Origin of the sequence: Anaerotignum faecicola, assembly GCF_003865035.1 — a bacterium.
Taxonomy (GTDB): Bacteria; Bacillota; Clostridia; order Lachnospirales; family Anaerotignaceae; genus Anaerotignum_A; species Anaerotignum_A faecicola.
In genome coordinates this window covers 125,178-150,530 of the sequence record NZ_BHVZ01000002.1, presented here as the reverse complement: position 1 = coordinate 150,530, position 25,353 = coordinate 125,178, and the positions used below count along the sequence as shown (strand labels likewise).

The following is a 25,353-nucleotide window of genomic DNA, read 5'->3' as shown; positions in this document are numbered from 1 at the left end:
CATGAGACAAAGCGAGATTATCAGAAAAACCGCGGAAACGGATATTTGCCTTTCCCTTTTGCTGGATGGGACGGGAAGGAGCAGTGTGAACACAGGCGTTGGCTTTCTTGACCACATGCTGACGCTTTTCGCAAAGCATGGCAGATTTGATTTGGATGTGGTCTGCAAGGGCGATATTGAGGTGGATGACCATCATTCTGTAGAGGATATCGGGATTTGTCTGGGACAGGCGTTTGCCAAGGCTTTGGACGAGGGCAGAGGAATTGCCCGTTATGGGGATATTACCCTGCCGATGGATGAAGCACTGCTTCTGGCGGCGGTTGACCTTGGAGGCAGAAGCCATCTGGAATACGGTTTGGAAATTCCGACGGAAAAGGTTGGCACGTTTGATACAGAACTGGTGGAGGAATTTTTCATTGCCTTTGTGCGAAATGCAAAGCTGAATCTGCATCTCTTACAATTCAGAGGAAAAAATTCCCATCATATTATAGAAGGAGCCTTCAAGGCAACGGCGCGCGCCTTAGCGAAGGCAGTCGCGGTGCAGAAGGATTATGCGGATGAAATTCCATCCACAAAGGGGGTGCTTTGATGATTGCGATTATTGATTACGGCGTGGGGAATCTGTTTTCCCTGCAAAGCTCTCTGAAATTCATCGGGGCAGACGCGGAGGTCACGAACGATATTGCAAAAATCAAGGCGGCTGATAGAATCATCCTGCCCGGCGTGGGTGCGTTTGCGGATGCGATTGCAAAGCTGCGCGAAAGCGGCATGGAGCAGGTTGTTCTGGAGGAAGCGGCAAACGGCAAGCCCTTGCTTGGCATTTGCTTAGGGATGCAGATGCTTCTGGAAAAAAGCTACGAATATGGCGAGCATGCAGGCTTAGGCTTGATTGGCGGCAGTGTGAAACCCATTGCGCCCATGATTGGGGAGGGGCTGAAGGTGCCGCATATTGGGTGGAATCGGCTGATTTTCCCGAAGGACAGAGAAAAATCCAAGCTGTTCCAATACATCAACGAGGGCGACTGTGTCTATTTCGTACATTCCTACGCAGGAGTGGATTGTGATGCCTTTGTTTCTGCGAGAACGGAATACGGCGCAGAGCTGACAGCGGCGGTGGAGCGCGGCAATGTATACGGCACGCAGTTTCATCCCGAAAAAAGCGGCGAGGTCGGCTTGAAGATTCTGAAGGCATTTTGCGAATTGTAAGAAAGGGGGAAGGATTCGATGGAATTATTTCCTGCGATTGATTTGATTGACGGCTGTGCGGTACGTCTGGTGAAGGGCGATTATGCACAGAAAACGATATACAGCGAGAATCCTGCGGCAGTGGCGCGCTCCTTTGCGGCGGCGGGGGCGAAATATCTCCATGTGGTTGATTTGGAGGGCGCGAAGGACGGCGGTACGCCCAATCTGGAAACCATCCGCACGATTGTAGCCAAAAGCGGGCTTCTGGTTGAGGTCGGCGGCGGCATCCGTTCCGAGGAAGTCATCAAGACCTATCTGGATGCAGGCGTATTCCGTGTGATTCTGGGGACAGCGGCGGTGCAGAACCCTGCCTTTCTGGAGGAAATGGTGCGGAAATACGGTGAGAAAATCGCGGTCGGCGTAGATATCAAGGATGGAAGGGTTGCCATCAAGGGCTGGACAGAGGTTTCCGAGGAAAGCTGCTTTTCCTTCTGCGAAAAGCTGCAGAAAATCGGCGTAAAAACGATTATCTGCACGGATATTTCCAAGGATGGTCTGCTTTCGGGCACGAATCTGGAATTGTACCGACAGCTTTCCGAAAAATGCAAGGTGGATATCGTTGCAAGCGGCGGTGTAACCACTCTGGATGATGTGAAAAGGCTTGCGGAGATGAAGCTTTACGGTGCGATTCTCGGAAAGGCACTTTATACGGGCAATATTGACCTCGCGGCTGCCGTGGCACTCACAAAGGAGGGAAACGAATGATTACAAAAAGAATCATCCCCTGTCTGGATGTCAAGGATGGCAGAGTGGTCAAGGGGGTCAAATTTGAAGGACTTTCGGATGTTTCCTCTCCTGTGGAGTTAGGGAAATACTACAGCGACTGCGGCGCGGATGAATTGGTTTTTTATGATATTACGGCATCGGCGGAGGGCAGGGCGCTGTTCACCGATATCCTGACAGAGGTGGCACAGAATATCTTCATTCCGCTGACGGTCGGCGGCGGCATCAATACCCTTGCGGATTTTGACCGCGTGCTGAAATGCGGCGCGGATAAGGTGAGCGTGAACAGCGGCGCAATCAGAAACCCTGAGCTGATTCGCGAGGCGGCGCAGAAATACGGCAATCAGTGTGTGGTGCTTTCTGTGGATGTGAAGCGCGTGGATGGGAAATTTATGGTGTTTGCCAAGGGCGGCAGAGAAAACACCGGCATGGAGGCTTTGCCTTGGATTGCGCGCTGTGTCCGGATGGGCGCAGGCGAGGTGGTTGTGAATAGTATTGATACGGACGGCGTGAAGCAGGGATTTGATTTAGAGCTGCTGCAGGAGGTCTGCGCTTTGGTGAATGTGCCTGTGATTGCATCGGGCGGTGCAGGCAGTATCGAGGATTTTGTGACGCTGTTCAGAGAAATTCCCGATATTGATGCAGGGCTTGCGGCATCCATCTTCCATTTCGGTGAGGTGGAAATTTCCGCATTGAAGGAACGGCTTGCGGCGGAGGGCATTATCGTCCGCAGATAAGAGAAGGAAGGGAGAGAAAACCGTGGTAAACATAGATGAATTGCGTTTTGATGAAAAAGGGTTGATTCCTGCGGTTGTAGTGGATACCTACAGCAAAAAGGTTTTGACCGTGGCATATATGAACAAGGAAAGCCTTGCCATCAGCATGAAGGAGGGCAGAACCTGCTTCTGGTCGCGCTCTCGTCAGGAGCTTTGGCGCAAGGGCGAAACGAGCGGCAATGTGCAGCATATCGTCTCCATTACGGCAGACTGCGACAGGGACGCACTGACGGTTGAGGTTGTGAAGGAAGGCCCTGCCTGCCATCTGGGGACAGAATCCTGCTTCTCCGATTTCGTGTATCTGAATCCTGCGTATCAGTCCTTCTCTGTGGATGGCTTGATGGAAATGCTGGAGGGCAGAAAAAAGGAAAAGCCCGAAGGCTCTTATACGACCTACCTTTTTGAAAAGGGCTTGGATAAGATACTGAAAAAGGTTGGCGAGGAATGTACCGAGGTTATCATTGCGGCAAAGGCGGAGGACAGAGCCGAAACGATCTATGAAATTGCGGATTTGACGTATCATGTGATGGTGCTGATGACGGAGCAGGGCATTTCCCTTGAGGATATCCGCAAGGAGCTGGCAAAGAGACACATCATTGACCATAAGGTAAAGCAGGAGAAGATGACAAAATGAGATTTCCGAACATGAATTTTCATACCCACACCACCTACTGCGACGGGAAGGAAACGGCGGAGCAGATGGTGCAGGCGGCGATTGCGAAGGGCTTTACGCGCCTTGGCTTTTCGGGGCACGGGTTCAATGATTTCCGTCCGGAGGATCAGGAGGTCTGGTGCATGCGTCCGGAGGATGTGCCGAAATATCAGGCGGAGGTGCGCGCCCTTGCGGAAAAGTATAAGGATAAAATTGAAATTCTCTGCGGCGTGGAGCAGGATGCCTGTTCGACTGCGCCGACAGAGGGCTTTGATTATGTGATTGGTTCTGTGCATTATGTGGAGAAGAACGGGATGTATTACTGCGTGGATGAAAGCCCTAAGGTGCTGGAGCAGGGCATTCGCGAGGGCTTCGGCGGTGATGTATATGCGCTGACGAAGCGGTTCTTTGAGATAGAGGCGGAGGTGGTCTCCAGAACAAATGCGACCTTTATCGGACATTTTGACCTTGTGACGAAATTCAACGAGGGCAGCCGTTACTTTGACCCCATGGATAAACGCTACAGAATGGCGGCACTTTCCGCAATGGATGCCCTTCTGGAAACGGGAAGGCCGTTTGAAATCAATACAGGCGGTATGTATCGCGGTCTGCGGACGGAGCCGTATCCCTCCTTGCAGCTTCTGCGTGATTTGAAGGAGCGAAGGGGGAAAATACTGCTTTCCAGTGACAGCCATGATGGGGCTTCTTTTGGCTTCCGTTTTGCCGAGGTTGTGCAGGCGGCGAAGGAGATAGGCTTTGGCTCCGTTCTGGTGCTGAAAAAGGACGGCTGGGAGGAGTTTAAATTATTATAGGAGTTTAAATTATCATAAAAGAAGAATTAAAAAATGCTGTCTGCAAAGGAAAATCTGCAAACAGCATTTTATTTTTGATGAAGCTTTGATGTTTTCAGCCGTTACAGCGGAACTTTGCCGCCACATCGGGATTTTTTTCGGCATATTCTGCCGCCATATCTGCCAAAGTGATGTTATCTACAACCTCATCCAGAGCCACCTTCATTTTCTTCCAGATGGAAAGGGAAACGCAGTGGTCGGAATTGGCGCAGTTGGGATGGTCAACACAGTCCACAGGGGACAGAGAGCCTTCCAGCACACGCAGTATCTCGCCGACGGTGGTTGCTTCGGGGGGATTGGTCAGCATATAGCCGCCCTGCGCGCCGCGAAAGCTTTTTACCAGACCGGACTTGGTCAGTGGGTTGATAATCTGCTCCAGATATTTTTCGGAAATACCCTGATCCTTGGCGATTGTCTTCAAGGGAATCGTTCCATTGTTGTAGTTCAAAGCCAGTGCAAGCATCAGACGGATGCCGTAACGGCCTCTTGTTGAAATCTTCATAAGGTCACCTCGCTCGTCTTTCGTGTGATTTCGGTGGGTATGATGTTACGCTTCTTCCTGCCAGCCCTTGCAGATATCGACCCATTCTACGCAGTTGCCGTAATGATAAAGCTCGTCGCAGGTCAGCTCGATTGCGGAATTGCTGCTGCCTGCCGCAGGGAATACGGTATCAAAGCGCTTCATAGAGATATCGGCATAAGCCTTTGTGCCTTCGGGCAATGCGAAGGGACAGACACCGCCGACAGCATGACCGGTTGCTTCTAAGGTTTCTTCAGGAGAGAGCATTTTTGCCTTTAGACCAAAGGTATCCTTGAATTTGCGGTTATCAATCTTGGTATCGCCTGCAACACAGATGACGATGGGGCCCTCCTTGCTCATCAGACAAAGCGTTTTTGTGATGCGTGCAGGGATAACGCCTGCTGCCTGTGCCGCCAGCTCAACGGTTGCGCTGGATTGCTCAAATTCAATAACCTCCTTGGGGCAGTTCATATTTTTCAGATATGCTCTTACTTTTTCGATAGACATGGTACCTCTCCTTTTGTTTCCTTTTGTTTCATTTTGTTTCTTTTTGCTATTTTATCGGGGAAATTTCTCCGAATGGTTTCTGTTTATACTCAGCATAGCAGAAAAGCAGCCTTTATGCAAGCAAAATACTAGGAAAACAAGGAAAAGAAAAAGTGGTTGTTTTTTTAAGAAACCTATGGTAAAATATTTTCAAACTTTGCTTATGGCGTGATTGCAAAGCAAAGCGATTGCATCGGTATTGTTATGCAAAGTCTTTAAGAATTCCTAACCATGCGAAAGACGAAGCAATGATGATACAAGGAAAGGCCCTTTTATATCCCCGTATAAGAGGGCTTTTTATTTTTGGGAGGGCTTTTTATTGCGAGAAAAGGCATAATTTTCTTTCGGGGAAACAGAAGACGGATTTTGTGTTCTCATTCTTGACGAAGGAATTTTCAGATGCTATACTCAAACTTGATTTAATATGGAAGAAGAATCGAGGAATGAATATGATTCGGAATATACTGGAATATCTGGAGAAGACGGCGAAACGCCTGCCTGATAAAATCGCTTTTTCCGGTGCGGAGGGGACGATTACCTTTGCAGAGCTGGAGGAGACGGCAAAGCGCATCGGCACATACCTGACACGCTTCGGCGGCAGAAGCTGCCCAATCGCGGTGATGATGCAGAAAACGCCCGTTTCTGTGGCGGCGTTTCTGGGTGCGGTCTACAGCGGCAATTTCTATACGCCCATTGATGTGACCATGCCGAAGGAGCGTGTGCTTTCTATTCTGCATACGCTTCGGCCGCAGGTGCTTCTGATTGATGAAAAAAGCCGAAAGGCGGCAAATAACCTTGGCTATGAGGGGGAAATCATCGTTCTGGAGGAGCTTCTGGAAACGGAAATTGACGATGCACTTTTGCGGAAAATCCGCCGCTCTGTGATTGATACAGACCCTCTGTATGCGCTTTTTACCAGCGGCTCAACAGGGGTACCCAAGGGTGTTGTCATCAGCCACCAAGCTGTTGTGAATCTGACGGAATGGTACACAGAAGCGTTTTCCATTTCCGATGCGGAAATCATCGGCAATCAGGCACCGTTTTATTTTGATTCCTCTGTAAAGGATTTGTATGCGGTGCTGAAAACGGGCGCACAAATGGAAATTATCCCGAAGATGCTTTTTTCCTTCCCGAAAAAGCTTCTGGAATATCTGGAGGAAAAGCAGATTAACTATATCGACTGGGTGCCTTCTGCACTGTGTATTGTGGTGAATACAGGGGCGCTGGAGAATTTCCAACCCTCCTATCTGAAGAAGATTATGTTCTGCGGCGAGGCAATGCCGACCAAGCAGTTCAATCAGTGGAGAGAAAAATATCCCGATGCCATGTTTGCGAATATCTATGGTCCGACGGAAACAACGGTGGACTGTACCTACTATATTGTAGACAGGGAATTTGCGGATGATGAGCCTCTGCCAATCGGCTATGGCTGCCGCAATACGGATGTATTCATTTTGAATGGGGACAGGCTTGTGGCAGAGGGGGAAAGCGGTGAGCTTTGCGTGCGTGGCAGATGCCTTGCGCTTGGCTATTATAATAACCCCGAAAAAACGGCAGAAGCCTTTATCCAGAACCCTTTGAATCCGTATTATCCCGAAAAAATTTATAAAACGGGAGATATTGCGAAATATAATGAACGGGGCGAAATTGTCTTTCTGGCAAGGAAGGATCATCAGATTAAGCACATGGGACACCGTATTGAGCTGGGCGAGATTGAAACGGCTGTCAATTCCATTGAGGGGATTGAAACGGGCGTTTGCCTTTATGACGAAGGAACACAGCGGATTCTGCTGTTCTACTGCGGCACGGAGGAAACGACACAGGCATATATTCTGAAATGCCTGCGCGATAAGGTGCCGAAATATATGTTCCCGAATCTGATGTTAAAATTGGAAAAAATTCCCCAGACTTTGAATGGAAAGATAGACAGATTGGCTTTAAAGGAGTATTATGATAACGATAAGCAAAATACCTGATGGAAAAAACTGGGCAGATGCAATTGCTCAGTATCGTTCCAAAGGAATGCGGACAAATTTTTACGCTGCGGCGGAGGAATTCCTTCCGCAGTTGCAGTGGCTTTCCGAACTGAAATTTGACGGCGGCTGTTATCTGTTCCATGAAAAGGAAAAACAGATTGACCTGTATTTCTTTCTGGAGCAGGGGAGAAAGGCGGAGCAAATTCCTGTGTTTGACAAGCCTGTACTTCTGGAGCAGGTTGGCGTGACGAAAGCACCGCCTGATTTGGCGGAATGGGAGGAAATCGGCTTTGTGCGCTATTTGCAGCGAAAGCGGCTCTTTCTTTCCGCAAGGAATGTGGAAAAAACAGAACGCGTACCTTCCTTTGCAAAAGAAGAAGAAGCGGAAACAATTCTCGCGTTGATGCAGCAGTCCTTTGAGCCGTATACCTCGGCTTTGCCCGATTTGGACACCCTGCGGCAGGATATCCGCGAAAACCGTGTGCTTGCGGCAAGGGAGGGGGAGAAGCTTCTTGGTTTTCTGCGCTTCGGCAGAGAAAAGAAGGTATCCGTCCTCTGGCAGATTGCGGTTGCGCCGGACGGCAGAGGAAAGGGCATTGGAAGCGGTCTGGTGCAGGATTGGCTTGTCATAGAGAGAGATGAGGCTGCAAAATTTCAGCTTTGGGTGCGGGAGGATAACCCTTCTGCGTTAAGGATGTATGAAGCATCGGGCTTTTTGCCGGACGGCAGAATCGCGCCGGTGATGATGAAAAAGTAAGAGAAAGAAAGGAAATGAAACATGGAAACATTACTGAAAATTCTGGCAGAACTGAGACCTGACGTAGATTTTGAGGAGAACAAGGAATTGGTTGACAGCGGCGAGCTGGATTCCTTCGATATTGTTTCTCTGGTAGGCGAGCTGTGCGATGAATACGATATCGAAATCGGCGCAGATGAAATTGTTCCCGAAAACTTTAACTCTGTAGAAGCAATCTGGGCATTGGTGCAGAGATTGCAGGAGGACTAATCAATAAGAATTATGGAGGAGTAAAGCGGTATGGCATTTACATCATTTCGATTTATCGTTTTTCTTGTACTGGCTGCCGCAGCATATTTCCTGACACCGAAGCGTTGCCGATGGGTAACGCTTTTTGTTGCTAACTATGTATTTTATTTTATTTCCGGTGGGCGGATTTTTATTTATCTGCTGGCAACCACGGTGACTACATATCTGGCAACGGTGAAAATCGGGGATATGGCGGCGAAAAACAAGATTGCCTTTAACGAGGCAAAGGCGGAATTGGATAAAGAGGGCAAAAAGGCATGGAAGGCCGCCTTTGCAAAGAAAAAGAAGCGGATTCTCATCCCGACCCTGTTGTTCAACTTTGGGATTCTGGCAGTGCTGAAATATTCCGGCTTCGTGACAGAAAACCTGAATCTGCTGTTTGCAAAAATCGGCATTGGGACGGAGCTGCCTGTTTTTCGGTTTCTTCTGCCCTTGGGCATTTCCTTCTATACCTTCCAATCCATGGGATATCTGATTGATGTTTACAGAGAAAAGCAGGAGCCGGAGCGGAACTTTTGCAAGCTGGCGCTGTTTATTTCCTTTTTCCCCCAGATTGTGCAGGGGCCTATTTCTCGCTTCGGCACATTGGCGGAGCAGCTGTTCCGCGCGAATGAATTTTCCTATACACGCATCAAGTTCGGCGTACAGCTGATGCTCTGGGGCGCGTTTAAGAAAATGGTCATCGCGGATAGAGCGGCGGTTCTGGTGGATAATGCGTTTGGCTTCCCCGAAACCTTCGGCGGCACCTATGTTGCGGCAGCGGCGTTGGCGTATGCCATCCAGATTTACGGCGATTTTTCCGGTGGGATTGATATTGCAACAGGCGCGGCGCAAATTTTCGGCGTAACGCTGGATAAAAACTTTGAACGTCCCTATCTGGCAACCTCAATTCCCGATTATTGGCGCAGATGGCACATGACGCTCGGCGCATGGTTTCGGGATTATGTGTTCTATCCCTTGTCCCTGTCGAAATTCTTTTCCCGTCTGGGGAAGAAATGCAGAGGGATTTTCGGGAATTATATCGGTAAGCTGATTCCCGTGCTGATTCCGCAGTTTATCATATTCTTCCTCATCGGTATCTGGCATGGGGCAGAATGGAAATATATCGCCTTCGGCTGCTATAACGGTACGCTGATCGTGCTTGGTATTCTCTTTGAACAGCCCTTGCAAAAGCTGGTGAAAAGGCTGGCGATTCGCACGGACTGTATCAGCTGGCGGATTTTTCAGGTGCTTCGCACGCTGATTCTGGTTGCAATCGGCAAGATTATCACGCGCGCACCCGGCGTTTCCGCAGCGAAATATATGATTACCTCCATGATAAAGAACTGGAATACGGATGTCCTGCTTGAGGGCGGACTTTTGACGATGGGGCTGGATGTGAAGGATTTATGGGTGCTGTTCCTGTCCTGTCTGGTGCTGCTTTCTGTCAGCCTGATGCAGGAAAGCGGTATCAGGGTAAGAGAGACCCTCGCGAAGCAGAACCTCTACTTCCGTTGGGTGATTTATCTGGGTGCCTTGTTCTCCCTGATTCTTTTTGGCGTGTATGGCTTGAATTATAACGCCGCTGACTTTATTTACAGGGGGTTCTGAGTATGAATAGGAAAGAGTGTTTGAAAATTATGGTAAGATGTGTTGCATTTGTGGTGGTTTTCTCCATGCTCTTTGGCAATGCGACGGATTTGCTGATGCGGCATGATGATGAATCCAATGAAATTCATGCCTTTTACAGTGAACCGGAGGATACGATAGATGTGCTGTATGTCGGGAGCAGTCCGCTTCTGCGTGGGGTATCTCCGATGGTGATGTGGCAGGAGCATGGCTTTACGGGCTATGTCCGCGCGTCGGCATTGCAGGCACCTTCTGTTAGCTATGGACTTCTGGCGGAGTCGCTGAAATATCAGAATCCCGAATTGGTGGTTCTGCTCTGCGATAATATCTTTTCGGATTACGATTATGCAGAGCGGGAAGGGGATTTACGCCGTGGACTGGACGGCATGAAGATGTCGAAATATAAGCTGGATATTATCAAAGAGGTGACAGCTGCGGATGAATCACAGTCCATGCTGTCCTATGCCTTTCCGCTGATGCGCTACCATGACCGCTGGAAGGAAATCAATCTGGCGGAGGATAAGCCGGAGCCCCTGCTGGAGCATTCCTTTAAGAAGGGAAATGTTTACCTCAGAGAGATTGAGCCGCAGACCTACCCCGAAAATTTCATGGAGCCGACAGGAGAAACCGCCTCCTTTGACGAGAGCGCAAAGGGCTATATTGAAAAATCCATCGCGCTTTGCAAGGAAAAGAATATTCCCGTTCTGCTGCTGCATCTGCCGAAAATGAGCTGGACGTATGCGCAGAGCGAGGCACTGGAGGGTTTTGCTGCGGCGCAGGGTGTAACCTATCTGGATCTGGACAGAGCGGAATACAGAGAACAGCTTGGCTTAGACCCGCAGGTTGATTATTATGATCAGGGACACATGAACCTCACGGGGACAATCAAGCTTTCCCGTTGGCTTGGTGCTTGGCTCGATGCGCAGTATGCTTTGCCTGACCATAGAGAGGATGCCGCAATCAGCGCGGAATGGAACGCGGATTTCAAGGAATACGCCGAGAAAACAGGCTTACAGGAATAAAAAAGAGAACGATGCTTTTCCCGTGGGGAAGGACACCGTTCTTTTTTATTTGGTGAGATTGAGGACTGTTTTCTTCTGCTTTTTGGCAAGGCTTGCGAATTGCGCTGCGCCGCCCCAATCATGCGTGATATAGGTCACAACGAAATGCGATTGTTTCAGCATCCATTTGTTGCGGTAGGAAATGGCGAAACGTTTCGGGGCGGCTTCAATGCCATCGGGCAGAAGGGAAGGAAAGGGATACGCAAGCTTTTTTGTGGGGAGATAGGCAAGCACCACCGCACAGCGAATGTGGGGGTAGTCCTGCATGAGTTCCGCCAGAGTGGAACGCACCATTGCATCAAATGCGCCATGATTGCCGACATAGAAGGTATCAACGGACTGCGCATCAATCAGATGGATGAGGGCTTGCTTCAGATTTGGCTTTATGGAAGATGGACAGTCGCGATGCCCAAAGAATGTACAGACAGACATAAATTCACCTCTGAAATATGGGATATATCGCAATTATAACATAAATATTTGATTTGGGATATATCCTATACGATTTATCGTAAATTTGTGCAAACTAAAATTACGATAAATCGTAAGGAGGGGTTATCTTGAATACAAAAGAGGCGGTTGCAAAGCGCATCCAGGAATTATGCGCAGAATATGATATGGCTGTTAATGCGTTAGCGACTGCATCGGGTATACCGCCTTCTACCGTTTACAGTATGCTGAATGAAAAAAGCCAGAATCCCGGGGTGGTTTCCATCAAGAAGATTTGTGACGGCTTAGGCATCAGCATCCGAGAATTTTTTGATACGGATTTATTTGATAATCTGGAACAGGAGATAAAATAAAAAAGGAGCTGAAAAGCTCCTTTTATTTTATATATTTTATTTCTTTCTCTTTTTCCCGTAGGTTTTTTCTTTTTTTGCAATTTCGATATGCACCCGTTTGCCTTTGATTTTTGCGTGCTTCATGCCATGCAAAATATCTCTGACAAATTCGTTTGGCACATCCACAAAGGTGTATTCATCAAAAATGGCAATTTCACCCAGTGTTTTCCCCGGAATACCTGCCTCATTCGCAATCGCACCCACGATATCCTTCGCGCGGATTTTGCTTTTTTTGCCGGCATTGATGAACAGGCGTACCATTTTTTCGCCTTCGCCGCCGTAAAGCTCCGTGCCGCCCAGATTGATATCATCCAGTGCATCAATATCATCTGCATTGACATCAGAAAGATGATCCTTCAATAACGCCGCCGCAATGTCAATGCTGGTGTAATCCTCCTCCATCAGGCGGTCAACGAGGTGGATATATTTCGTCAGATGTCCTTCCTCGATGATACCCTTGATTTTTTCAAGATAAATATTGGTTTTCATTTCCTCTACATCGCTGAGGGTAGGCAGCTTTTGCTGCTGAATCTTTGTTTTGGTGTAGCGCATGATGTCGCGCAGCTTATAGATTTCCTTGCCGACGCAGAAGGTAAATGCCTTGCCTGCCTTGCCTGCACGTCCCGTACGCCCAATGCGGTGTACATAATATTCCTCATCCTGCGGTACATCATAGTTGAATACCACATCAATATCGTCAACGTCAATCCCTCTTGCGGCAACATCTGTTGCAACCAGAATTTCAATCGTGCCGTTGCGGAATTTCTGCATGACCTTATCACGCTGTGCCTGCTTGAGGTCGCCGTGCAGCCCTTCTGCGAAATAGCCGCGTCCCTGCAGCATTTCCACTAAATCATCCACGCGTTTTTTCGTATTGCAGAATACCATTGCCAGCTTGGGGTCATACACATCAATGATGCGGCAGAGGGCATCCAGCTTTGTTTTTTCCTTTACGTCAAAATAATATTGCTCGATATTAGGAACGGTCAGCTCCTTGCGTACGATTTTGATAAATTCGGGGTTCTTCTGGAACCGCTTTGTGATATCCAGAATTTCGGGGGAAAGTGTTGCGGAGAAGAGCAGTGTCTGATGCTCCTCCGGAATTTTCACCAGAATGGTTTCGATATCTTCGCGGAAGCCCATATCCAGCATTTCGTCCGCTTCATCCAGAACCATCATCTGTACGGTTTCTGCCTTGATGGTTCTTCTTCTCATGTGATCCATCACGCGCCCGGGTGTACCGATGACAACCTGTGTGCCTTTCCTCAGTGCGGCAATCTGTCTGTCGATAGGCTGTCCGCCATAAATGGGCAGAACACGGATGTTGTCCTTATATTTCAGCAGCTTGCGGAATTCCTCGCTTACCTGAATCGCCAGCTCTCTGGTGGGGCAGAGAATGAGCGCCTGCAAGCGTCTGTCCTCGGGGTTAATGCGTTCCAGAAGGGGAATCCCGAAAGCGGCGGTTTTGCCTGTCCCTGTCTGAGACTGTCCGATGATGTCCTTGCCTTCTAAAATAACGGGAATCGCCTGGCTCTGGATGGGGGTTGCTTCTTCAAAGCCCATATCCAACACTGCGCGGCAGATTTCGTTGGAAATATTCATATCTTCAAATCTTAAGTGTTCCATGTTTTCTTCCTTTCTCAAATTAAAGCCATAGATTTTTATAATAACAGGAAAATGCAGGGATTGCAAGCGATTTTTCTTGATTTATCAAGGGATTCTGCGGGGTTTCGGCTTTTTTATACGCGGAATTTATGGTACAATAATAAAATAGCGATAGGGGGGATGAGGATGACAGTATTTTTTCATGCACATATAGACGAGCTGGAGTATATGCTTCGTATCGCGATTGCGGCACTGTGCGGCGGCATCATCGGCTTTGAGCGCAGCCGTATGCGCAAGGAGGCAGGTTTGCGGACGCATATCATTGTTGCAGTTGGCGCTGCACTTCTGATGATTGTTTCCAAATACGGCTTTATGGATATTTTGGATACGCCCGGAATACGGGTGGATGGCTCGCGCGTGGCAGCAAATGTCATTACGGGGATTTCCTTCCTTGGGGCTGGGGTTATCTTCGTGCGCGATGTTTCCATTAAGGGGCTGACAACGGCGGCAGGTCTATGGTCGATGGCAGGGGTTGGGCTTGCGATTGGCGCAGGGATGTATGCAATCGGGATTTTCTCCACCGCGCTGATTATGCTGATTCAGGTGTTTGCACGCGGAAAGCTGCGCAAGCTGGACGGTCCTGTTCGTGATACCTTCAGCATTACCTACGAAAATATGCCGAATGGCTTGGAGGCGTTGAAGGCGCAGCTGAAAAACCGCAATATTTTTATTCATCATATCGAGATGGAAAAGAATCCGGATGGGACGGTAAAGGTGATACTGGATGTCAGCCGTGAGCATGCCATCACCTGTACGGATTTGGCAGATATCTTCGCGGAGGATGAAAAAATTAAGGCGTTCCGCTTATAATGAGAAAGAGAACCGAGTGTTTAGGTGTGTTCCAATAAGAAAACGTGAAGAAAATGAAATAGCTGAAAGTTTGCGGATACAAGGAAGTTTCCCGCAGACATCCTTTGACTTAGGCTGTCAAGGGGAACTGACGCAATAGCCGCAGCTTTCAGCATTTCAGAATTCAAGGTTTCTTATTTGGGCGCACCTTTAGGAGCATTCGGTTTTTTTATTGCCCGAAAGCCTGTATACTTTCCCAAAACCCTGCCATACTAACCAAAACAGATGGGAAAGGTGGGGTGAAATGGATATTTATATTAAGCCTGCGGAAAAGGTGCAGCTTGTGGGGAAGCGAGAGGTGCTTCTGCGCGACGTTGCGGAGGTTTTTCTGAGCGGACAGACGGCAGGCGAGGCAGAGCGGCTTGTGGTCTTTCGGATTCCGGAGGAGCGAAAAAAGACGTATCTCCTCTCTGTGGTGGATTTGATACAGGTGCTTCATCGAAAATACCCCAACGCAGCGGTGAATAATGTCGGGGAAACGGATATCCTGATTGAATATCTGCCGCAGGCGGAGGGACGCAATCCCTTATGGGTCTGGGCGAAGGTGGCGTTTGTTTCTCTGGTGCTGTTCGTGGGAGCCTCCACAACGATTATGTGCTTTCATTCGGATACACAGCTGCCGTTGATTTTTGAAAATATGTATTATCTCTTTTTGAGGAAAGCAAAGAGGTGCCAAAGCTGCTTTCCATTCCCTACAGCATTGGTCTGGGGCTTGGCATTATCGTTTTCTTCAACCATTTTTCAAAAATCACGCTCACGCAGGACCCGACCCCCATTGAAATTGAAATGACGACCTATGAGAAGGAAACCAACGCCAGCGTGATTGACCATCTGAACCGCCGCAAGGGGGGCGCATGATGCTGAAAACGATTTATCTGATATTTTTGGGGCTGACCTCCGGCTGCATGGTAGCGGCAGGCACATTTGCCTTTATCGCTGCCATCGGCATTGTGCCGCGCATGGCAAAGCGGACGGAAACACAGCGGTTCATCCGCGTCTATGAGGATGCCATTGTGCTTGGGGGAATCTGGGGGACAACGGCAATGTTTATCAGGTATCGTCTGCCCTCCGTGCCGCTGCTTCCGGGCTGCTATGCGCTCTGCACGGGGATTTTCGTGGGGGTGCTTGCAATGGCACTGACAGAGGTGCTGAATGTCATTCCGATTCTGCTGCGGCGCACAAGGCTGACAAAGGGTCTGCCGTGGCTCATTCTTGCGTTTGCGCTGGGGAAGGTGTGCGGCTCTCTGGTGTATTTTCTGGTGGACGGATTTTATGTGCTTTAAAGCTATTGAAAAGGGGTGATTTGATTGGATACATCCAAGCAGGCACAGCAAAGCTATGATGCAATGGTAAAAAAGGCTTCGCCCAACAGTCCGATTCTGAGCAACTGCATCAAGGCGTTTGTTTCGGGCGGTCTGATTTGTGTTCTGGGGCAGGCGTTGCTGATGCTTTATACGAAAAAGGGGATTTCCGAAACGGATGCGGCACTCTGGGTTTCCATCACGCTGATTGGAATTTCTGCGGTGCTGACTGCCTTCGGTTTGTATGAAAAGCTGGGAAAATTCTGCGGCGCAGGCACGATTGTGCCGATTACGGGCTTTGCCAATTCCGTGGTTTCCCCTGCGATTGAGTTCAAAAAGGAGGGGATGGTATTCGGCATGGCGGCGAAAATGTTTATTGTCGCAGGCCCTGTCATTGTTTACGGCACGCTGACCTCTATGGCGGTCGGACTGATTTATTATCTGGTAAGGGTGGTGTGAGGATGAGCAAGAGGATAGGCAGGCAGACGGTGCGTCTTGCGGAAGGGGCTGTGATTCTTTCCGCGGCATCCACCGTAGGCCCGAAGGAGGCAGAAGGCCCTCTGGGGAAATATTTTGACCAAAGGGCAGAGGATGCGCTTTTTGGGGAGGCTACATGGGAGCTGGCAGAAAGCAAATTTGTGGAGAAAAACATGGCGCTGACCCTACAGAAGGCAAACCTCAAAGCGAAGGAGGTCGATTATATTCTCTGCGGCGATTTGCTGAACCAATGCACCGGCTCAACCTTTGGTGTACGGCAATTTGAAATTCCGTTTTTCGGCTTATTCGGTGCCTGCTCCACGATGGGCGAAGCCATGAGCCTTGGGGCAATGCTGATTGACGGCGGCTTTGCGAACCACGTTCTGGCAGGAGCATCCAGTCATTTCTGCGCGGCGGAAAAGCAGTTTCGCTTTCCTCTGCCATTAGGGACACAGCGTCCGCCAACCGCGACATGGACGGTGACGGGGGATGGCGCGGTGGTTCTGGCGCGAAAGGGGAACGGACCGAAAATTGTAGAAATCACTACGGGGAAAATTGTGGATATGGGCGTAACGGATGCGAATAATATGGGAGCGGCAATGGCTCCTGCCGCGGCAGATTTATTGCAGACACATTTTGCGGATACGGGCAGAACGCCGCAGGATTATGATGTGATTGCAACGGGAGATTTGGGAACGGTCGGCAGAGAGCTGGTGGTCGAGCTTCTGGCGAAGGCAGGCTATGAAATGGACAGCCGCTATACGGACTGCGGCATTGAAATTTTCGATAACGAAACGCAGGATACCCATGCAGGCGGCAGTGGCTGTGCCTGCTCTGCGGTAACATTCTGCGCCTATTTTTATCCAAGGCTGCTTTCCGGGGAAATCGGGCGAATGCTGTTCATCCCGACAGGGGCATTGATGAGCCCTACTTCTTCTCAGCAGGGGCAGTCTATCCCCGGCATTGCGCATGGACTTGTGATAGAGGGCTGCAAAAAGGGGGCGAAGAAATGACGGAGCTTTTGAAGGCTTTTTTAGTGGGAGGCTTGCTTTGCGTCATCGGACAGCTTCTGATTGATAAGACAAAGCTGATGTCGGGGCGGATTCTGGTGCTGTATGTCTGCATCGGGTGTATCCTTGGCGGCTTGGGAATTTATCAGAAAATCGAAGGCTTCGGCGGCGCAGGGGCAACCGTTCCGCTTACGGGCTTTGGCTTTCGCCTTGCGGAGGGGGTTATGAAGGAGGTTGAGCACGCAGGGATTCTCGGCATTTTTACGGGCGGCATCAAGTCCGCCGCGGCAGGGATTACGGCGGCTGTTTTCTTTGCATTTTTTTCTGCGCTTTTTGCAAATCCAAAAGAAAAGTAAAATAAAAGGTGCGCCCAAATAAAAAACCCTACATTCTGAAATGCTGAAAGCTGCGGCTACTGCGTCAGTTTCTTCCTGTTTTCTTATTGGACACACCTAATGCAAAATTTTTGGTTTTTGCAGAAAGACCTGCAAAAATCGAAAGGATGAGCAATCCTCTCTGAATTATTGCCAAAAAATTCTATGTAAGTTTATGTATTATTCAATATACATTTTGCGGCGAACGTGCTATAATAAGGATAACAAAAAAATAAAAAGGAAGTGGAGCCCATGCACAGCGCTATTGGGTCCCGCAAGGATTTCAATAACTTGGATGAAGATCAGTTGTTGGCGGAGTATAAGGTGTGTCTGGAAGGACTTCTGGAACACGAGCAGGTTCTCAAGCTGGACTTGCATACACAGCATTGCAATACAAGCAGACTTCAGCATAGTATAAATGTATCCTATTACAGCTTTCTGATTTGCTACAAGATGGGGTGGGATTATCATTCCGCAGCCAGAGCAGGGTTACTGCATGATTTGTACTTTTATGATTGGCGGGTAAAGAAATATATTCGTTCCAGCCATTCCTCTTGGCATCCGCGCATTGCGCTTCTGAATGCACAGAAAATCACAAAGCTGAATAAGGTCGAAATGGACGCGATTCGTAAGCATATGTGGCCTTGTACATTGATTCCGCCCCGTTATATCGAATCCTATGTTGTTACCTTCGTTGATAAGATTTGTGCTGTCTGCGAATTTGCAGAACGCAGCTACGCAGAGGCAGCAAAGAAAGTCGTACGGAGATTCAGAAGAGGCTTTGTTTCTTAATCCTTGACGGGACGTATGCAGACAGAACATTACAATTTCATACGTTTTTTTGGAAGTGACAGAAAAATAATCAATCAAACAGATAAAGCAGAAAAAGGAATCCTCCGTATGAGAAATCTACGGAGGATTTTTTATGTGCGAAAAATATCAGCCGTTTTGTCTGGGGTAGACCATATTTTCCTCTTTGATGCAGGAGAGCACCTCATCCACGAATTTCTGACATTCGATTCTGGTGATGCCGAGGTTGTGGTCAAGGTAATTGCCGCACATTTCGGGCTTTGCGGCAGGGATTTCCTCGTCAAAGTCCGCCATATACTGATAGCAGTCCTTCATAATTTCCGCCACATCCGCAGATTCCAGATCTCCCTTGAAGATGACATACATCCCTGTGCGGCAGCCCATGGGGCCGACATAGATGGTCTGATCCGCCCAGACGGGGTGCGCGCGGAAGAAGGTTGCCATCAGATGCTCGATGGTGTGCATCACGGAGGTATCCATCACCATTTCGCGATTCGGCTCCTTCATGCGAACATCAAAGGTTGTCAGAATGCCGTCACCGACGGTATCCTTTCTGGAAACATAAATTCCGCGGAGCAGTCGATTGTGGTCAATGCCAAAGCTTGTTACGTCCATTTTTTTCATCCTTTCCAATTTGTGTTTCATTGCTTTTCATTGTACCTATTTTCTGTTCGGATTGCAAGGGCTTCCAATAATACTGTATACCTATAGGAATTGCGTTGCATAATAGAAAAAAGTTCGCTATAATGTGAAAAAGCAACATTTTTTCGGAAACAAAAGATAAAAGAGAGAGAAAGAAGGCATGCAATATGGGCAAGGTTTTGACAAGAGAGGAAGCTTGGGAATTACTGAACGAATATAATAAGGAGCCATTCCATCTGCGCCACGGCGAAACAGTTGAGGGCGTGATGCGCTATCTGGCACAGGAGCTGGGCTATGGCGACGAGGTGGATTTCTGGGGCAATGTCGGTCTGCTGCACGATTTGGATTTTGAACAGTGGCCTGAGGAGCACTGCGCCAAGGTGCAGGAGCTGATGCGGGAAAAAGATATTGACGAAAGAATGATTCATGCGGTGGCAAGCCATGGCTATGGCATCTGCTGCGATATTGCGCCGGAGCATGAAATGGAAAAGGTGCTTTTCGCTGTGGATGAGCTGACAGGGCTGATTGGTGCGGCGGCGCTGATGCGTCCCTCCAAGAGCGTAAAGGATATGGAGCTGAAATCCGTAAAGAAAAAATTCAAGGATAAGCATTTTGCCGCAGGCTGTGACAGAGAAATCATCAAAACAGGCGCAGAACGTCTGGGTTGGGAACTGGATGAGCTGATTCAGAAAACACTGGACGGCATGAAAGCGGACGAAAGAAACGCATAAAGCAGGAAAGCCAAACACTTCATTTCGGGAGCAGGAAGCTGTTTTCGGTGAGGTGTTTTTTTATTTAGAAAAAATCAATCATATCTTAATGGAAAATTTCTTTTTTATGCAGGAATTTTGTTGTATACTATACAATAAGGCGGAATATTTACAAAAGAAACGGAGATGAGGTTTGTGAGAGAGCATTTGAAGGATTGCAGGCGCATTGTTGTGAAGGTAGGCACCTCCACGATTACTTATCCAAACGGCAGGCTGAACCTGAAACGGGTGGAGGAGCTGGCTTGGGTGCTGACGGATTTACGCAACCGCGGCAAGGATGTTATTCTGGTTTCGAGCGGCGCGATTGGGGTCGGCGCAGTGCGTATGGCAATGAAAACACGCCCGACTGCTGTGCGCGAAAAGCAGGCGGCGGCAGCTGTGGGACAGGCAATGCTGATGCAGATTTATCATAATTTTTTCGACAGGTATAATCAGACGGTGGCACAGGTGCTTCTGACAAAGGAGGAGCTGAGCAGCGACAGCCGCTATGAAAATACAAAAAATACACTGGAAACCCTTCTGGAAATGGGCATTATTCCTATCGTCAATGCAAACGATACCATTTCCACCTACGAAATTGAAATTTCCGATAATGACCGCCTTTCTGCCATGGTAGCGGAAATCATTCATGCGGATTTGCTGCTGCTGCTGACGGATATTGATGCGCTTTATGATAAGGATCCGCGCAACAATCCCGATGCAAGGCGCGTGGCACATGTGGCAGCGGTGACGGATGAAATCAGAGCCATGGCGGGGGAGAAAAAAGGCTCGGAATTCAGCGTAGGCGGCATGAAAACAAAGCTGCAGGCGGCAGGCATCTGCCTTGCGGCAAATGTAAAAATGGCAATCGCTAACGGCGAAGACCCGAAGGTCATCCACCGCATCATCGATGGAGAGGACATCGGTACGCTGTTTGGCTGATACAGGAAATGATTAAAAAAGAAAAGCTTGAGAAAAATTGGAGGTTCACACAATGAGTTATTGCCCGAATTGCGGCAGACAGATTCTGGATGAAAGTCTGGGCTGCCCTGTATGTAATGTAAGAAATAATATTGACCCGACCAAAAAGCCCGTACCCACGGAACAGACGGATGAATATAAGGAAGGCGACAGCTTTCGGGAGGAAGCAAAAGCAGAGCAGGCGGAAACCGTGGATTCCTTTACCGTAGAGGAAGCCGACGGCAAAACACACCACTTTGAGACCAACGAGGAAACCGGTGATGCCGAATATAAAAAGAAAAATACCGTGGATGCGGATGCAAAAATCCCGACTGCAATCAAAGTTCTGGTTATCGTGCTGATTGTTGCGGTTGGCGGTCTGGGCGCGATTGCAGGCTGCGTGGCAGGCGTTGCGCTGAGCAAAAGCCCCTCTGAGGATTACCGCCACTTCGGCAAAACCATGATGACGGTCAGCATTGTGATGCTGGTGCTTTCCTTTATCTGCTGTGTGCTCGGCACAGCGGCAGGTGCGTTCTCCAACATCATGTACGAAACCTTTTGATAGGCTATGTTTCTGACAAGAATGGGCTCTGCTGTCTGTCACAGGATGGCAGAGCGTAGCTTTCTCTGGGGGCAGGGAACAATGCCACTTTGTGCCCGCTGTACGGGAATTTATGTCGGGGTGCTTCTGGCGTTTTGCTTTCTGCTTCTGAAAAGGCGGATGGACGCAGGAAGACCCTTTTCCAAGGGACAGGCAATGCTGACGGCGCTGATGATTTTGCCGATTGGGATAGACGGACTGGGCAGCTATTTCGGCTTTTGGGAAAGCAATCAGCTGATGCGCGTGCTTTCGGGCAGTCTGGTGGGGGCGGTTGTCCCCGGTTTTCTGCTGCTGGCGGTCAATTTTGACCCTGCACAGGGCAACAAACAGCCGATTTATGAGCATACAACGGAGCTGCTTCTGCTTTTGCTGCTTTCCGCAGGGCTTGGCTTTGGTCTGTGGCTTGGTCTGCCGCTTGCAGGCGTGCTTGCGGTTGCTTCTGTTCTGGGGGAAATTTTTCTCTGGGGCGGCTTTGTCTGGCTGCTTCTGAAAAATCTCTGTGGCAGGAAACGGCTTCCGTTCTGGCAAATCTCTTTGGCGGCGGCGTTTCTGGGTCTGTATGTGATAGGAGGCTTGATGCAGTGAAAAAGGAATTACGGCAAAGGGCACTTGCGACACGCAATGCTTTAGAAAAACGGGAGGAAAAAAGCAGACAGATTGCGGCGCATATTCTGGAAAGTGCGGCATATCAGAATACAGAGCGGATTTTTACCTTTGTGAGCATGGGCTCTGAGGTGGAAACGGAGGAAATCATCCGACAGGCGTGGCAGGATGGGAAAGCTGTTGCCGTGCCGAAAACGGAGAAGCAAAGAGAAATGCACTTTTATGAAATCCGATCCCTTGCGGAGCTTTCGGAGGGGCGTTTCGGCGTAAGAGAGCCGAAGGGCGGCGCAGTCTGCGTCCCGAAGGAGGGAGATTTGCTGCTTGTTCCCGGCTTATTGTTTGATGGAAAAAAGAACCGCCTTGGCTATGGCGGCGGTTATTATGATACCTATTTTGCAAAGCATAAGGAAGGAAAGAGAATCGGGCTTGCGTTTGCGGCGCAGCGTTTCGCGGAGGAATTGCCGACGGAGGAAACGGACGTGCCGTTAGATGCAGTCATAACGGAAAACGGATGGGAGGAATGAAGATGAGCAGCTTGATTGAAATGGGACAAAGAGCGAAGGACGCGGCGGTGGTTTTGGCAACCCTGTCCACCCCTGCGAAAAATAAGGCGTTGCTTGCCTCTGCGGATGCCCTGCTTGCGGCAAAGGCAGAGATTCTGGCGAAAAATAAGGCAGATGTGGATGCGGCAGTGGAAGCGGGCATCAAGGGTGCATTTATCGACAGACTGACGCTGACCGAGGCGCGCCTTGCGGATATGGCAGAGGGGCTGCGGCAGGTGGCAAAGCTGGATGACCCTGTGGGCGAGGTGCTGTCCATGAAAACACTGGACAATGGACTGGTGATTGGACAGAAGCGTGTCCCCATGGGTGTCATCGGGATTATTTTTGAAGCACGCCCGAATGTGGCGGCGGATGCCTTCGGACTTTGCCTGAAAGCCGGCAGTGCGGTTATTCTGCGCGGCGGCAAGGAAGCCTTTCAGACGAATCAGGCGGTGATTTGCGCTCTGCGCGGCGCATTGGCGGCAGAGGGTCTGCCGGAGGACTGTGTGCAGATGGTTCCCGATACCTCCCGTGAAACGGCAAATGAAATGATGCGGCTGAATGGCTATTTGGATGTGCTGATTCCGCGCGGCGGCGCAGGCTTAATCAACAGTGTGGTGCAGAACAGCACCGTTCCCGTCATCCAGACGGGCGTTGGCAACTGCCATGTGTTTGTGGATGAAAGCGCGGATTTGGAAAAGGCGGCACGCATCGTCATCAATGCGAAAACACAGCGCCCAGGGGTCTGCAATGCCTGCGAAAGCCTGCTTGTGCATGAAGCCATTGCGGAGAAATTCATGCCGGAAATCGGGAAGGCATTACAGGAAAGGAAGGTCGAAATCCGTGGAGACGAAGCCACACAGGGCTTGGTTTCGGGCGCAGTGCCTGCAACGGAGGCGGACTGGGCAACCGAATATGAGGATTATATCATTTCCGCAAGGGTGGTAAAGGATATTGACGAAGCCATTCGCCATATCAGAAAATACAGCACCGGTCATTCCGAAGCCATCGTGACGGAAAATTATACCAATGCACAGCGTTTTCTGAATGAGGTGGATGCGGCAGCGGTGTATGTCAATGCGTCTACGCGGTTTACGGATGGCGGTCAGTTCGGCTTCGGTGCGGAAATCGGCATCAGCACGCAGAAGCTGCATGCGCGCGGCCCTATGGGGCTGAAGGAGCTGACAACGACAAAGTATATTATCTACGGAAATGGTCAGATCAGAGAATAAGCAGGAGGAAAAATCCATGCAGGACAAACATTATTTGGATGACTGGATTCATGTGCCCATTTGCCAGAAGGGGGATAAGCTGTATCATTACACAACGGCGGAAGGCATCCGCGGAATTGTGGAGAATCGGGAATTTGTGGCAACGAAAAGCGATTTTCTGAATGATAAGATGGAATTTCAATATGCCGTTGAGGTGATGGAGCGGCTGATTGAACGATATATTGTGAATACGGATTTGCGTATGCAGTTTTCCGCAAAGCTGAAGGCGGAAATTGACCGTATCGGCATTATTTCTTCTGCCCATGCCGCTTTGGATGAGGATGAAATGAGCTTTTATGTGGTGGCATTTTCCAAGCAGAATAATAATTCTCTGCTCTGGGCAGAATTTACGGATTTTCGCGGCTATTGTCTGGAATTTGATTATGAAAAGATTGTAGAGGGCTTTCGGCATCGTGTATTCCTGCATGGAACGGTGATTTATGATGAGGAGGAGCAGATGAACGGGCTTCTGGAAAGCCTGCTTTCCTGCATCCATAGCCTTGTGGAAAAGGGAGCGAAGGATTTGCAGGGCTTTTTCGAGGAGGACGCAATTCCTTCGGAGGAATCGCTGAATCAGCTGGTCGATGCAATGGCGGTGGTCTGCTCTGTGTATACGATGTTTTTCAAAAAAAGTTATTTTGCAGGGGAGGAGGAATATCGGTTCATTTTTCCGCCGCTGCATTATGAGAAGGGGCAGGATAGGCCGCAGTTTCGCCTGCTGGATCAGATTTTTCTTCCCTATATCATGGTGGAGCTGGAGGCGGAGCAGCAGGAGATTCCCTTGCAGAGTGTCATGGTTGGCGCAAAAAACAACAGCGACATTGCCGTGCGTGGCATGAAATATTTTCTGAAAACACAGGGACTGGATATTCCCGTTTTGCTTTCGGATATTCCTCTGCGGTATTAAAAAAAGAACAGCCTGTAGGAAGTTGCTTTCGTACAGGCTTTTTTGTTGGATTTGACTAATTTCTGCCCTTCGGGTAAAATATAACAATACGGCATTTTGCCAAAAACTATCGCAGAGAGGATTTGAAACTATGAATGGTTCTTTTTTGGTAATACTTCTGGGGATTCCGGGGATTCTGGTGGCGACAACCGTCCACGAATTTGTCAGAGCGCTTGCCTCGACGGTTTTGGGGGATAATTATCCCAAAAGTCAGGGGCAGGTGACGCTGAACCCCGTCAAGCATTTCGAGCCCATCGGCTTCCTGATGATGCTCTACAGCGGCGGCTTCGGCTGGGGCAAGCCTGTGGAAACGAGTGCGTTATATTATAAGAACAGAAAAAGAGATACGCTTCTGGTTGCGATTCTGCCGACCGTAGTCAATCTCATTCTGGGTCTGGTGTTCCTTTTTGCTTACGGCACATTCCGGAGCAAGGGGTATTATATCGGTACGCTGCTTCATTATCTGGCGTATTATAATATTGCGCTGGCGGTGTATAATATACTGCCTGTTGCGCCTATGGATTGCACAAAGGTGCTTGCGGTGCTGCTGCCGGCAAATCAGTATTTCAAATATATGCAGAATGAAAAGCTGATTCAGATGCTGTTCCTATTCCTGCTGTTCTTCGGGATGATTACAGGCTTCATGGATAAAATCATTTATGCGGTGCTTTCCCTGTTCGGCGGCATGATTGGTTTGATGTAAGCGCG

32 protein-coding genes are annotated in these 25,353 nt (G+C 49.2%); 27 read left to right on the top strand and 5 right to left on the bottom strand.

What is annotated here, in order from left to right; translation table 11 throughout:
• The first annotated feature begins 1 nt into the window (after position 1).
• Genes hisB through EJE48_RS06500 form a run of 6 tightly spaced genes read left to right on the top strand, consistent with a single transcriptional unit; the run spans position 2 to position 4,208 of the window.
• Positions 2-589, top strand: coding sequence for an imidazoleglycerol-phosphate dehydratase HisB (gene hisB / locus EJE48_RS06525; RefSeq protein WP_118579233.1), 588 nt, complete (start codon positions 2-4; stop codon positions 587-589).
• Positions 589-1,206 carry an imidazole glycerol phosphate synthase subunit HisH gene (hisH, locus tag EJE48_RS06520; protein ID WP_124984424.1) on the top strand — a complete coding sequence of 206 codons (618 nt, stop codon included), beginning with the start codon at positions 589-591 and terminating at the stop codon, positions 1,204-1,206. Before hisB ends, hisH begins: the two co-directional genes overlap by 1 nt.
• Before the next feature lie 18 nt (positions 1,207-1,224).
• Positions 1,225-1,950: a 1-(5-phosphoribosyl)-5-[(5-phosphoribosylamino)methylideneamino]imidazole-4-carboxamide isomerase gene (hisA, locus tag EJE48_RS06515; protein ID WP_124984423.1), complete on the top strand. Its 726-nt coding sequence runs from the start codon at positions 1,225-1,227 to the stop codon at positions 1,948-1,950.
• Positions 1,947-2,705 (top strand): imidazole glycerol phosphate synthase subunit HisF, encoded by a 759-nt coding sequence (gene hisF / locus EJE48_RS06510; RefSeq protein WP_124984422.1) that lies wholly within the window; start codon positions 1,947-1,949, stop codon positions 2,703-2,705. The genes hisA and hisF overlap by 4 nt, the downstream gene beginning before the upstream one ends.
• A gap of 22 nt (positions 2,706-2,727) precedes the next feature.
• Complete coding sequence (gene hisIE / locus EJE48_RS06505; protein WP_124984421.1) at positions 2,728-3,378, top strand: bifunctional phosphoribosyl-AMP cyclohydrolase/phosphoribosyl-ATP diphosphatase HisIE; 651 nt, start codon at positions 2,728-2,730, stop codon at positions 3,376-3,378.
• Positions 3,375-4,208 (top strand): histidinol-phosphatase, encoded by an 834-nt coding sequence (locus tag EJE48_RS06500; RefSeq protein WP_124984420.1) that lies wholly within the window; start codon positions 3,375-3,377, stop codon positions 4,206-4,208. Before hisIE ends, EJE48_RS06500 begins: the two co-directional genes overlap by 4 nt.
• A 94-nt stretch (positions 4,209-4,302) precedes the next feature.
• On the opposite strand, the gene EJE48_RS06495 is transcribed toward EJE48_RS06500, so the two are convergent.
• Complete coding sequence (locus tag EJE48_RS06495; protein ID WP_016408000.1) at positions 4,303-4,749, bottom strand: RrF2 family transcriptional regulator; 447 nt, start codon at positions 4,747-4,749, stop codon at positions 4,303-4,305.
• 45 nt (positions 4,750-4,794) lie between these two features.
• On the bottom strand, positions 4,795-5,274 hold the full coding sequence (locus EJE48_RS06490; protein ID WP_118579215.1) for a YbaK/EbsC family protein: 480 nt from the start codon (positions 5,272-5,274) through the stop codon (positions 4,795-4,797).
• A 482-nt stretch (positions 5,275-5,756) separates the two neighbouring features.
• Here EJE48_RS06490 and EJE48_RS06485 point away from each other — a divergent pair, with 482 nt between their 5' ends.
• Genes EJE48_RS06485 through EJE48_RS06465 form a run of 5 tightly spaced genes read left to right on the top strand, consistent with a single transcriptional unit; the run spans position 5,757 to position 10,964 of the window.
• Positions 5,757-7,289, top strand: coding sequence for an amino acid adenylation domain-containing protein (locus tag EJE48_RS06485; protein WP_243107976.1), 1,533 nt, complete (start codon positions 5,757-5,759; stop codon positions 7,287-7,289).
• Positions 7,264-8,046, top strand: a complete 783-nt coding sequence (locus EJE48_RS06480; RefSeq protein WP_118579212.1) for a GNAT family N-acetyltransferase — start codon at positions 7,264-7,266, stop codon at positions 8,044-8,046. Before EJE48_RS06485 ends, EJE48_RS06480 begins: the two co-directional genes overlap by 26 nt.
• A gap of 21 nt (positions 8,047-8,067) precedes the next feature.
• Positions 8,068-8,295: an acyl carrier protein gene (locus EJE48_RS06475; RefSeq protein WP_016407996.1), complete on the top strand. Its 228-nt coding sequence runs from the start codon at positions 8,068-8,070 to the stop codon at positions 8,293-8,295.
• Positions 8,296-8,325: 30 nt separating this feature from the next.
• Entirely contained in the window at positions 8,326-9,924 is a 1,599-nt protein-coding gene (locus EJE48_RS06470; RefSeq protein WP_118579209.1) for an MBOAT family O-acyltransferase, read from the top strand.
• Positions 9,925-9,926: 2 nt separating this feature from the next.
• Positions 9,927-10,964, top strand: a complete 1,038-nt coding sequence (locus EJE48_RS06465; RefSeq protein WP_118579206.1) for a hypothetical protein — start codon at positions 9,927-9,929, stop codon at positions 10,962-10,964.
• Between the two features lie 45 nt (positions 10,965-11,009).
• Here EJE48_RS06465 and EJE48_RS06460 read toward each other — a convergent pair whose 3' ends face one another.
• A complete protein-coding gene (locus EJE48_RS06460; RefSeq protein ID WP_118579203.1) occupies positions 11,010-11,435 on the bottom strand; it encodes a hypothetical protein in 426 nt (141 codons plus the stop codon).
• Between the two features lie 128 nt (positions 11,436-11,563).
• Between EJE48_RS06460 and EJE48_RS06455 the strand changes: the two genes are divergently transcribed.
• Positions 11,564-11,806 (top strand): helix-turn-helix domain-containing protein, encoded by a 243-nt coding sequence (locus EJE48_RS06455; protein ID WP_118579200.1) that lies wholly within the window; start codon positions 11,564-11,566, stop codon positions 11,804-11,806.
• 36 nt (positions 11,807-11,842) lie between these two features.
• Here EJE48_RS06455 and EJE48_RS06450 read toward each other — a convergent pair whose 3' ends face one another.
• Positions 11,843-13,471: a DEAD/DEAH box helicase gene (locus EJE48_RS06450; RefSeq protein WP_118579197.1), complete on the bottom strand. Its 1,629-nt coding sequence runs from the start codon at positions 13,469-13,471 to the stop codon at positions 11,843-11,845.
• Positions 13,472-13,636: 165 nt separating this feature from the next.
• Here EJE48_RS06450 and EJE48_RS06445 point away from each other — a divergent pair, with 165 nt between their 5' ends.
• The 7 genes from EJE48_RS06445 (at position 13,637) to EJE48_RS06415 (ending at position 18,313) form a co-directional block, all read left to right on the top strand.
• Positions 13,637-14,320 (top strand): MgtC/SapB family protein, encoded by a 684-nt coding sequence (locus EJE48_RS06445; RefSeq protein WP_160117328.1) that lies wholly within the window; start codon positions 13,637-13,639, stop codon positions 14,318-14,320.
• A gap of 283 nt (positions 14,321-14,603) precedes the next feature.
• A complete protein-coding gene (locus tag EJE48_RS06440; protein ID WP_124984419.1) occupies positions 14,604-15,149 on the top strand; it encodes a stage V sporulation protein AA in 546 nt (181 codons plus the stop codon).
• 67 nt (positions 15,150-15,216) lie between these two features.
• A complete protein-coding gene (locus EJE48_RS06435; protein ID WP_016407987.1) occupies positions 15,217-15,642 on the top strand; it encodes a stage V sporulation protein AB in 426 nt (141 codons plus the stop codon).
• Between the two features lie 24 nt (positions 15,643-15,666).
• On the top strand, positions 15,667-16,119 hold the full coding sequence (gene spoVAC, locus EJE48_RS06430) for a stage V sporulation protein AC (protein ID WP_243107975.1): 453 nt from the start codon (positions 15,667-15,669) through the stop codon (positions 16,117-16,119).
• 2 nt (positions 16,120-16,121) lie between these two features.
• Positions 16,122-17,150, top strand: coding sequence for a stage V sporulation protein AD (gene spoVAD / locus EJE48_RS06425; protein ID WP_118579185.1), 1,029 nt, complete (start codon positions 16,122-16,124; stop codon positions 17,148-17,150).
• Positions 17,147-17,503, top strand: a complete 357-nt coding sequence (gene spoVAE, locus EJE48_RS06420) for a stage V sporulation protein AE (protein WP_016407984.1) — start codon at positions 17,147-17,149, stop codon at positions 17,501-17,503. Before spoVAD ends, spoVAE begins: the two co-directional genes overlap by 4 nt.
• A gap of 270 nt (positions 17,504-17,773) precedes the next feature.
• The gene (locus tag EJE48_RS06415) at positions 17,774-18,313 is read left to right on the top strand and encodes an HD domain-containing protein (protein WP_016407983.1); all 540 of its coding nucleotides are present in this window, start codon (positions 17,774-17,776) and stop codon (positions 18,311-18,313) included.
• Between the two features lie 147 nt (positions 18,314-18,460).
• Here the strand turns inward: EJE48_RS06415 and EJE48_RS06410 are convergent, their stop codons facing one another.
• Positions 18,461-18,946 carry an S-ribosylhomocysteine lyase gene (locus EJE48_RS06410; protein ID WP_330548481.1) on the bottom strand — a complete coding sequence of 162 codons (486 nt, stop codon included), beginning with the start codon at positions 18,944-18,946 and terminating at the stop codon, positions 18,461-18,463.
• A gap of 194 nt (positions 18,947-19,140) precedes the next feature.
• Here EJE48_RS06410 and EJE48_RS06405 point away from each other — a divergent pair, with 194 nt between their 5' ends.
• From EJE48_RS06405 to EJE48_RS06370, 8 genes are all read left to right on the top strand, one after another.
• Positions 19,141-19,704, top strand: coding sequence for a metal-dependent phosphohydrolase (locus tag EJE48_RS06405; RefSeq protein ID WP_016407981.1), 564 nt, complete (start codon positions 19,141-19,143; stop codon positions 19,702-19,704).
• Between the two features lie 174 nt (positions 19,705-19,878).
• Positions 19,879-20,664: a glutamate 5-kinase gene (proB, locus tag EJE48_RS06400; RefSeq protein WP_016407980.1), complete on the top strand. Its 786-nt coding sequence runs from the start codon at positions 19,879-19,881 to the stop codon at positions 20,662-20,664.
• A gap of 52 nt (positions 20,665-20,716) precedes the next feature.
• The gene (locus EJE48_RS06395; RefSeq protein WP_124984418.1) at positions 20,717-21,244 is read left to right on the top strand and encodes a hypothetical protein; all 528 of its coding nucleotides are present in this window, start codon (positions 20,717-20,719) and stop codon (positions 21,242-21,244) included.
• 6 nt (positions 21,245-21,250) lie between these two features.
• A complete protein-coding gene (locus EJE48_RS06390; RefSeq protein WP_124984417.1) occupies positions 21,251-21,868 on the top strand; it encodes a DUF2085 domain-containing protein in 618 nt (205 codons plus the stop codon).
• Entirely contained in the window at positions 21,865-22,410 is a 546-nt protein-coding gene (locus EJE48_RS06385; protein WP_160117327.1) for a 5-formyltetrahydrofolate cyclo-ligase, read from the top strand. The genes EJE48_RS06390 and EJE48_RS06385 overlap by 4 nt, the downstream gene beginning before the upstream one ends.
• 2 nt (positions 22,411-22,412) lie before the next feature.
• Complete coding sequence (locus EJE48_RS06380) at positions 22,413-23,660, top strand: glutamate-5-semialdehyde dehydrogenase (RefSeq protein WP_124984415.1); 1,248 nt, start codon at positions 22,413-22,415, stop codon at positions 23,658-23,660.
• Positions 23,661-23,676: 16 nt separating this feature from the next.
• Positions 23,677-24,606 carry a DUF2971 domain-containing protein gene (locus tag EJE48_RS06375; RefSeq protein WP_160117326.1) on the top strand — a complete coding sequence of 310 codons (930 nt, stop codon included), beginning with the start codon at positions 23,677-23,679 and terminating at the stop codon, positions 24,604-24,606.
• A gap of 130 nt (positions 24,607-24,736) precedes the next feature.
• Positions 24,737-25,348, top strand: coding sequence for a site-2 protease family protein (locus EJE48_RS06370; protein ID WP_124984413.1), 612 nt, complete (start codon positions 24,737-24,739; stop codon positions 25,346-25,348).
• The last annotated feature ends 5 nt before the right edge of the window (positions 25,349-25,353 follow it).